Raw genomic sequence first — 5924 nt, 5'->3', positions numbered from 1 at the left:
CCGGTCACGATGAACCGACAACGGAGTCGGTCACGATGGGCCGAAATCCTCGGTCACGATACCGAAACCAGCGGTCACGTTGGTCCGAAATACCCACGCGGCGCCGTCGGGCGTGATCTTCACCTGCCGCGTGGTGCGGTTCAGCAGCTTCACGCGCAGCCGCGCCTCCAGCTGCTGCACGAGCTGCGTCACAGTGGTCTTGCTCATGTGCAGCGTCTGTGCCGCCTTAGTGAAGCTACCGGCTTCCACTACGCGGGTAAAGGCCTGCATTGCATCGAATCGGTCCATCGGAGATCCTGATGTCAGGGGTTATTGTTTGGAAATGGCAAAAAGTCATTGTGCGACTTGCTTGTTTATCTGAAGACCGTGATCGCCTAGAGTCCACCCATCCCCACCAACAAATAGGTATCTCATGTCTGCACGTGATGTTGTTTTCCCCGCCGGCCGTCAGGCGCTCTATGACAAGAACCGTTACTCACCTGCGATCCGGTCCAACGGCTTTCTATTCGTCTCAGGGCAGGTGGGCAGTAGGCCCGATGGCTCGCCAGAACCCGAATTGCAAGCCCAGGTAAGGCTCGCTTTCGACAACCTCAACGCGATCCTCTCGGCCGCAGGCTGCACGTTCAAAGACGTGGTCGACGTGACCGTGTTCATCGTTGATCCTGAGCCAAAGTTCGAAACCATTTGGGAGGTGGTGGGGGAGTACTGGGGTGAGGCTCCGCACCCCACGCTCACAGCCATTGGCGTAACCTGGTTGTATGGATTCCAGTTCGAGATCAAAGTGATTGCCAAGCTGCCCGAGGCCACTGCTGCCGTGTAATCCGACCACGCGCGGTGCAAGCTAGTCAGGATCAGAGTGATCTGGCCCGGTAGCGGTGGAAACCAACTCGTAGTCGCTACTGACCTGCATCCACTCCTGACAACGCTGCGATGTTTGCAACCGGTGGTGATGCGAGTTCGCCACCACATGCAGCCGGACTACCAAAAGGGGCGTGAGTAACTGCAAAAAAACATACCGTGAGCGAGCAACGTGGAGCTTGTCTGCCGTTTGTGAAAGCAGGAAATGGAAACTGCATCCGTGCCATCACTGACACGATGCATCCATGGCCTCGTCCAGCTTGTCCTACGCTTCGACCTTCACGCCTTTCCAGAAGGCGACTCGATCTTTCACCATTTCGGCACCAGGCTTTGGGTTGGGGTAGTACCAGACCGCATCCGGATTGGTCTCGCCATTCACTTTGAGTGAGTAGTAGCTGGCTAGGCCCTTCCAAGGGCAACTGCTCTTGTGGTCGCTCAAGGTGACATATTCGCGGTTCAGCGAACTGTCGGGAAAGTAGTGGTTCCCCTCAACGACCACCGTGTCGTCGCTCTGCGCAATCACCGCGCCGTTCCATGTGGCTTTCATGTCAATGTCTCCAGTGTGAATTCAAGCAGATGTTCAGATCAGCGCCACTGCGCCATTCTGGGTCGGCACACGCGTGCAGGCATATTCTTTGACGGCAATCAAATCAACTTCGATCGGCATCTCAGTTCAAATTTCTTGGAGGGGTCACTGAAAGTGACTCCTCTCTACGTCAGAGTCGTTCCAATGTAGTGCCTGGAATGGCTTTTTTGTTGGGAAGTGCGCGAACTACGGGCCTTGCGTAGACGATGGGGAACGTTTTCCGGACTATCGGACGCTGGCCGTGAACTCAGTACGTATCGACGATCAAGGCCAGCCGTCAATCAGTCCTGCCTCCCACTGAATGACCACTTCAGGTTCCCTGGCTCATTTTGTCGGACGTCCGGACACATTGGCATGTTGACCCGTGTGGGGTCATCGGAGAAGAATAGTTATGGAGACACAGTAGCTGTAGCCTTCGCTTTTTCTCCGGGTATGGAGCCATTCAAGCATCGTCAGACGTATCGACTGGATGATGGTGTGAGTCAGTATTTGCCTTTCCGTTTGATGAGAAACCCCTCCTTCCCTGCGCCCACAGTAGCGCCCGCCGCCAACTCCTATCTCGGGCTTCTGCGTGATGTGCTTAGTGGAATGGGAAGCCTTAACAAGGCCATTCCTCCGCGCTGGTTCTATGACCAAGAAGGCTCAAAGCTGTTCGAGGACATTACTCGGCTGCCGCAGTACTACCCAACCCGTTGCGAGCGTACGATTCTGTCGACGTACATCCGTGAGATCGTCCCACTCCTGGGGCACAACAAGGTGCTCGTTGAGTTCGGTGCGGGCTCCGCCACCAAGACTTCCGTGCTGCTTGGTAACGCCTTGGTCTCGGAGTACATCGCCATCGACATCTCCGGCGAATTCCTGCGCGAATCCATTGCGTCTTTGCAGGCCCAGTTCCCGCATATTCCCATGCGGCCTGTCGAGGCGGACTTTCTGCGTCCGATGGAGCTGCCGCATACGGTCCTGCAGCGAGGTGGCATCGGCTTTTTCCCGGGATCTACCCTCGGCAACCTCAGCGAAGCGGCCGCAGTCAACCTCCTGCGGACGTTTGGCGACGCCCTTGGCCATGATTCCATCCTGCTCCTGGGGGTCGATCTGCTGAAGGACGAGGCGATCCTCCTGCCGGCATATGACGACCCGCAGGGAGTCACCGCCAGGTTCAACCTCAATCTGCTGCACCGCATCAACCGGGAACTCGGCGGCGACATCCCGGTGTCTGCCTTCAAGCACGAGGTGCGGTGGAATGAAGGGCTATCCCGGATAGAGATGCATCTTCGCGCGCGATACGACGTGCAGTTTCGCGTAGCCGATTGCAGCTTCTCCATGCGGGAGGGCGAAACCATTCATACCGAGAACAGCTACAAGTACACCGTACGGGACATTCGCTTGCTGCTCAGGGCGGGAGGATGGAATACGACCGGCTTTTGGACTGACCCGGACGGATACTTTGCAGTTTTGTCCGCGCAACGTGTCCCGATTGGCAGCGACCAAGAATACAGCGCCGACTGATATGCGCGCCGCCTACATTCTGCGCATCAGCATTGGCTAACCCACTCCCACTCCCTCTCCCTCCTGCGACGACGAAGCCACCTATTCACACGAGGGGGCCTGCTCATAGCGACTGCGGCCAATGTGCGGTCAGAACAATGGACGAAGACGTCGATATGTCCATGTTTTGTCAATCACCTGGCTGCTCTGAACGCCGGGCACGCTCATAAAAAAAAGGACCCCGGGGCTCATGACCAGGAATTTACTTCGCGCGTGTTCTCCCGCGAGTTTTCTCATTCCTGACGCGACAGATCGCGCAGCTCTTGCGAACCGTTTTGCACTGGTTCGCGCAGCCACTCTGAGTGCGGCGAGTCCCCTGAGCGTGGAGGACCAGTGCGCACAGTCAATGGCAGACGCGAGTCCGACGAAGTGGCACCTGGCGCATACCACGTGGTTCTTCGAGGCCGTGGTCCTGATGTCTCACACATCATGCGAGCCCTTCAACGCGTCCTATCTGCACCTGTTCAATTCGTACTACGAGTCCCTGGGTAGCCGCCATCCGAGGGCCCAGCGAGGGCTTCTCACACGTCCAGCACTGCGGGAAGTGCACCGGTATCGTGAGCACGTCGACGCCGCTGTCATTCGGCTCATAGAGGAGGCCGACAACGAAACCCTCGAGTCTGTGGGGCCGCTGATTATTCTTGGTCTGCAGCATGAGCAGCAGCATCAAGAGCTCATTGTCACGGACGCCCTACACCTGCTCTCGTGCAATCCGATGCTCCCGGCACTTCGAGCCTCTGGAGAGGGGCCACTTCGCCTTCAAACTCCTTCACAGGTTAAATGGCTGGATGGACCGAGCGGATTGGTAGAGGTCGGTCACCCAGGCGGAACCTTTGCGTTCGACAACGAAACCCCGCGACATCGTTGTTGGCTGGCGCCATTCCAAATTGCCGACCGCTTGGTCACTTGCTCAGAGTATGTCGACTTCATCGCCGACGGTGGCTATAAAACTCCCGCCTTGTGGCTGTCCGAGGGCTGGGCGGTGGTTCAGTCTAATGGCTGGCAAATGCCCGCCTACTGGATTGCGCCAAGAGACTCCAGCGCGCCGGCCGAGGGGTGGCAGGTGTTCGGGCTTGCCGGAGTCCAGCCGATGGATCTTGGAGCTCCAGTGAGCCAGCTGAGCTTCTATGAGGCTGCTGCCTTTGCTCTATGGAGCGGTGCGCGACTGCCCACAGAGGCTGAATGGGAATCGGCGGCACGGTTGCCGGAGATTCGACAGCTAACAGGTCATGTCTGGCAGTGGACACGCTCTTCTTTTGATCCGTATCCAGGATTCAGGCCATGGCCAGGAGCTATCGGTGAGTACAACGGGAAGTTCATGGTCGGCCAAATTGTTCTCCGCGGTGGAAGCGTGGCCACCCCACGCGGCCACACGCGCCTCACCTATCGCAATTTCTTTCCACCCGCGACCAGGTGGCAATTCAGTGGGCTGCGCCTCGCGCGGGACATGGAGTGTTGATGCCAGGCTGAAACAGAGGCGGGGCACGCCATGGGGCACCGAGTTCCGCCTGCTGATCCCAAGGGATAGCGCTGAACGACTCGGGCAGGGTCGCCGCAGTCCTTGCAGGCGGAGGAACTTGGAGCCAATGCGAAAACTGGTGGTAAGTCCAGGCGCTAAGACCGATAGCAGCCGCAATCGGGCTATGCCAGCGCATCCGCCACGTGGTTGCGAAGCATCGGAACAATGTCCCTGTCGAACCACGGATTCTGCTTCAGCCAGTTCTGGTTGCGCGGCGAGGGGTGGGGCAGGGTGATGAACTGTGGCGCATACGACTTCCATGCTGCGACTGTCTCAGTGAGGGTCGCCTGCCTGCGTTCACCGAGGTATTTCGCCTGAGCGTACTGCCCGATGAGGATAGTCAGTCGAATGTGAGGCAGAGAGGAGAGGATGCGTTCATGCCAAAGAGGCGCGCACTCGGGACGTGGCGGCAAGTCTCCGCTGCGGCCTCGACCGGGATAGCACAGGCCCATCGGCACGATCGCGAACCGGCGCGCGTCATAGAACACCGATTCCTCGACCCCCAACCACTCCCTCAACCGTTTCCCGCTTGCGTCGTGCCACGGAATCCCACTTTCGTGAACCTTAAGGCCTGGTGCTTGACCAACCATCAGGATGCGAGCGGACGGTGAGATTCTCACAATGGGTCGAGGACCCAGCGGGAGATGCGCCTCGCAGACGCGGCATGCTTGAATCTCACTCAGAAGTGCGTCAAGACGACCAGCAGCAGAGCAGTGCAGCGGCATCGAAGTCAAGTGAGAGTCGTTCGCAAAGAGACGTTGAGTAGGCATGACGGTCTGATTGCGAAAGGTTTCCTGTCGCAGCGCAGTGCCAGTCGTGGCCAGCTTACACGCCATCGCGCAGACATGCTCAACGTTTTGGCGTCAGCTTCTGGATAGTTGTTTTGCAAAGAATGAATTCGGTGCGTCCGCGGGGATGGAATCAGGCGGCGCCGAGGCCACTTCCATGCTGCGTTTACGTGAAACGTTACGCCGATCCCTCCAAGTTTGAAGAGCTTGACCTTTGAAGTCGTTGAGGGCCTGTCATTTGGGGAAAGCCTCGGAGTACCGGACCAATGCAGCCACAGCAACCCAGCGACGGTCGGTACCACATCACTGTGCCGATCAATCCTTAGTGCGCCTGGACGGCTTTTCGCTGGGGAACTGCGCGAGCCACATCCCTCGCGGCGACGATAGGAGATGTATTCCGGACTATCGGACACGCCGAGCGCCGTACAGTGCCCCAGCGCTCGCTCCCGAACCCTATTTTGGAGTGGTGCGGAAAACGCTTCCTGCCGGAGCGGCGAGTTCTCTTCTCTTGCTCGCCAAGCGGAATGAAGCTAAGGAAGGTCTGCATAACCCCCGCCGCAGCGTGAGCTGAGTCGTCGATTTTCAGATGACGACATGGAAGGCGGATACCGATGGTTTTTGAAGGCGG

At 58.1% G+C, this 5924-nt stretch carries 5 protein-coding genes and 1 pseudogene; 3 read left to right on the top strand and 3 right to left on the bottom strand.

The features are described from left to right. Positions 1-84: 84 nt before the first annotated feature. A pseudogene (locus ACN4F8_RS15295) lies at positions 85-288 on the bottom strand (LysR family transcriptional regulator); the annotation flags it as partial. Between the two features lie 124 nt (positions 289-412). On the opposite strand from ACN4F8_RS15295, the gene ACN4F8_RS15290 reads away from it, so the two are divergent. Further along, complete coding sequence (locus ACN4F8_RS15290) at positions 413-820, top strand: RidA family protein (protein ID WP_026437797.1); 408 nt, start codon at positions 413-415, stop codon at positions 818-820. Between the two features lie 303 nt (positions 821-1123). On the opposite strand, the gene ACN4F8_RS15285 is transcribed toward ACN4F8_RS15290, so the two are convergent. Beyond that, entirely contained in the window at positions 1124-1405 is a 282-nt protein-coding gene (locus tag ACN4F8_RS15285; protein ID WP_026437798.1) for a DUF427 domain-containing protein, read from the bottom strand. Between the two features lie 393 nt (positions 1406-1798). Here ACN4F8_RS15285 and egtD point away from each other — a divergent pair, with 393 nt between their 5' ends. Next, the gene (gene egtD, locus ACN4F8_RS15280; RefSeq protein ID WP_419474347.1) at positions 1799-2950 is read left to right on the top strand and encodes an L-histidine N(alpha)-methyltransferase; all 1152 of its coding nucleotides are present in this window, start codon (positions 1799-1801) and stop codon (positions 2948-2950) included. A gap of 229 nt (positions 2951-3179) precedes the next feature. Next, the gene (gene egtB, locus ACN4F8_RS15275) at positions 3180-4448 is read left to right on the top strand and encodes an ergothioneine biosynthesis protein EgtB (RefSeq protein ID WP_034713439.1); all 1269 of its coding nucleotides are present in this window, start codon (positions 3180-3182) and stop codon (positions 4446-4448) included. 182 nt (positions 4449-4630) lie between these two features. Here egtB and ACN4F8_RS15270 read toward each other — a convergent pair whose 3' ends face one another. After that, positions 4631-5233, bottom strand: a complete 603-nt coding sequence (locus ACN4F8_RS15270; protein WP_051249094.1) for a uracil-DNA glycosylase family protein — start codon at positions 5231-5233, stop codon at positions 4631-4633. Between the last annotated feature and the right edge of the window lie 691 nt (positions 5234-5924).

It is taken from the genome of Hydrogenophaga sp. (genome assembly GCF_048549895.1).
Lineage (GTDB): Bacteria > Pseudomonadota > Gammaproteobacteria > Burkholderiales > Burkholderiaceae_C > Hydrogenophaga.
Note: the sequence above shows the minus strand (reverse complement) of the source record. Positions and strands in the feature narration are given on the sequence as shown.